The 2306-nt window shown below is 37.0% G+C and carries 4 protein-coding genes; all 4 read left to right on the top strand.

The features are described 5' to 3' along the window. On the top strand, positions 1–180 hold a 180-nt coding region (locus K6G87_RS11360; protein ID WP_296837226.1), incomplete at its 5' end, for a hypothetical protein. A 68-nt stretch (positions 181–248) separates the two neighbouring features. Next, positions 249–644 (top strand): BlaI/MecI/CopY family transcriptional regulator, encoded by a 396-nt coding sequence (locus K6G87_RS11355; protein WP_296837223.1) that lies wholly within the window; start codon positions 249–251, stop codon positions 642–644. 10 nt (positions 645–654) lie between these two features. Further along, positions 655–1926 (top strand): M56 family metallopeptidase, encoded by a 1272-nt coding sequence (locus K6G87_RS11350; RefSeq protein ID WP_296837220.1) that lies wholly within the window; start codon positions 655–657, stop codon positions 1924–1926. 29 nt (positions 1927–1955) lie between these two features. Next, positions 1956–2306 (top strand): hypothetical protein (locus tag K6G87_RS11345; protein WP_296837217.1); only part of this gene is annotated, 351 nt, incomplete at its 3' end.

The raw sequence follows: 2306 nt of genomic DNA, 5'->3' as shown, positions 1-2306 counted from the left end.
TCTTGCAATTATGCCATACGTAGCAGACTAATAGTCAGCAATAAGGTATATAATTATAAGACACTTTTTAGAAGAGATTCTAAGAAGTGTCTTTTTTTGTATGTGTATCTTTACATTTTTTCTTATTCAAATTCGTTAAATGATGTAGGTGATAATAATAAAATTGATAACAAGTATTAACTGTTAACAGATGTTATCCGATAAAGATGATATAAGGATAATATAAGGATGATAAGTGGAGGTAAATTATGCCAAGAGAAGAGCAGCTTCCAAGTGAAAGCGAATGGATGATCATGGAGGTTTTATGGAGATGTGGCCATGACCTTACATCATCAGAGATAACAGACAGACTCCCTAGGTCTTCCAAGATGACACAGAGAATGGTAAGGGTTCTGATAAACAGACTTTGCAAGAAAGGAATGCTCACATATACTGTTGATCCTGATGACAGCAGGGTCTATCACTATAAAGCTTTAAGGGGAAGAGATGAATGTCAAAAGGCCAAGAGTAGTGCATTTGCAAACAGCTATTTTGAAGGCAACAGGCTTTCGGCCGCATTTGCATTATTAGATAAAGAACAATTATCTGAAGAACAGATAAATGAACTCGAAAACCTCATAGCCAATGCAAGGAAGAATAAATAAGGTCTCAAGGATGAGCGAAGGAGTAGTTATGCAAGGGATGCTATTATTCTTTAATCAGCTATATAGTTTTTTAGAATTTGTATGCGTCTATTATTCGACCATACTTGGTTTTTGTGTGATCATTTCGGTTTTTGTATTGGGAATCATTATGATCCTGCGGAGTACTTTATTTGCCAGATCAATTTTTGGAAAGGGTGCTTTGTGGTGTCTTTTGATTCCTGTAATTTTTTCCGGGAAGCTCCATGCATATTTTGAGACACATATTGGAATTAGAATGTTTTATTGGTGGTATTTATTATGCAGTAAGAGATGGATATGTGTTGCATATATTGCAGGACTTATCATATCTGGAGTATATCTTTTTACAAAAAGAAAGAAACTTATGGATACTGTAAACCGCTTGTATGACGCCAAAGATCATACTTCAGTTTTTGTAATAAAAGAGTTCCCAGGACATATATCATCTTTTTGTACCGGATGCATAAAGCCTGTAATTGTAGTTCCTGAAAGCCTTCAGGCTGAGACTGCCAATATTGTTATAAAACATGAAGAAACACATATAAGACTTGGACACTTATGGATACTGTTTTTTTATGATATTCTGCGCGTATTGCTATGGCCTAACCTGTTCTTGCATCTATGCGTAGGCTATCTTAAAAGAGATCTAGAAGATATATGTGATACGGTTACAATACAGAGAAACAAAATAGATGTTTGCGATTATGGAGATACTATCATTGGAAGTGCCAAAAGCATGATGATGGCAAGGAAAAAGCTTGGATGTGACAGCGGAATGTCTTTTGCATGGGATGACAGCTATAAGGTTTTGAAAAAGAGGCTGCAAAAAATAATAGATAGAAGAACATATAATACAAATGTGCTCATGACCGGAATAGTATTGATGATAGTTGCTGTAATAGCTACTGTGGGCGTTATTAAGGCTTATTCATACAAAAGAACAAATGATATAGGAATGATAAGTTCTGTTTGTTATACAGGTGACCTTGATAATATCTATACTGATTTTGACCAGGCTGTTGTGACAGATTTTGATGATGAGTACATCTATGTTGATGGGAAAGCTTTACTTAACAAATATCCCGAGGCGCTATCAGAAGATGGATGGTTCTATTTTGCAGTGGGAGGTTACTATAAGATCCCGGGAATTGGCGGCGGTGGTGGATGGGGAGAAATTGACGCAAAAGAAATACATGAAGGAACCATAAGAATTCAGAATCATACCGAAATAGATATCTGGAACCGCATTATCATGTGGTTATGAGCAGTTTTCTGCGAATAGGAGGTGATCATGTGAATGGCGGATGGGAAGTGAATGTAAGCGGCAATACAACGCATTACAGGAAAAAACTATACGATGCCTATGGCAATCATGTTGGAACCATTGGAATCTGCAAGCCCACCAAACAGACCGGAAAGAAAAAGAAACCGGTTCTGTACAGCTTTAAGCAGGTTTCTTCACAGGTATTACAGGCAAAAACATGTACGAAGGCCATGCAGGTCTCAAATGGCATACGTGCCAAAATAGGATTGTTGAAGAAGCAGCTTAAAAATGGAGATGTGGACGAAGAAGAAATCCTCAGAGCCATACTTCATGCTGAAATGGTCATGAGAGCTTGTGATAAGAAAAAGAAGAACCTCAAG

The organism is Butyrivibrio sp., assembly GCF_024699075.1.
Note: the sequence above shows the minus strand (reverse complement) of the source record. Positions and strands in the feature narration are given on the sequence as shown.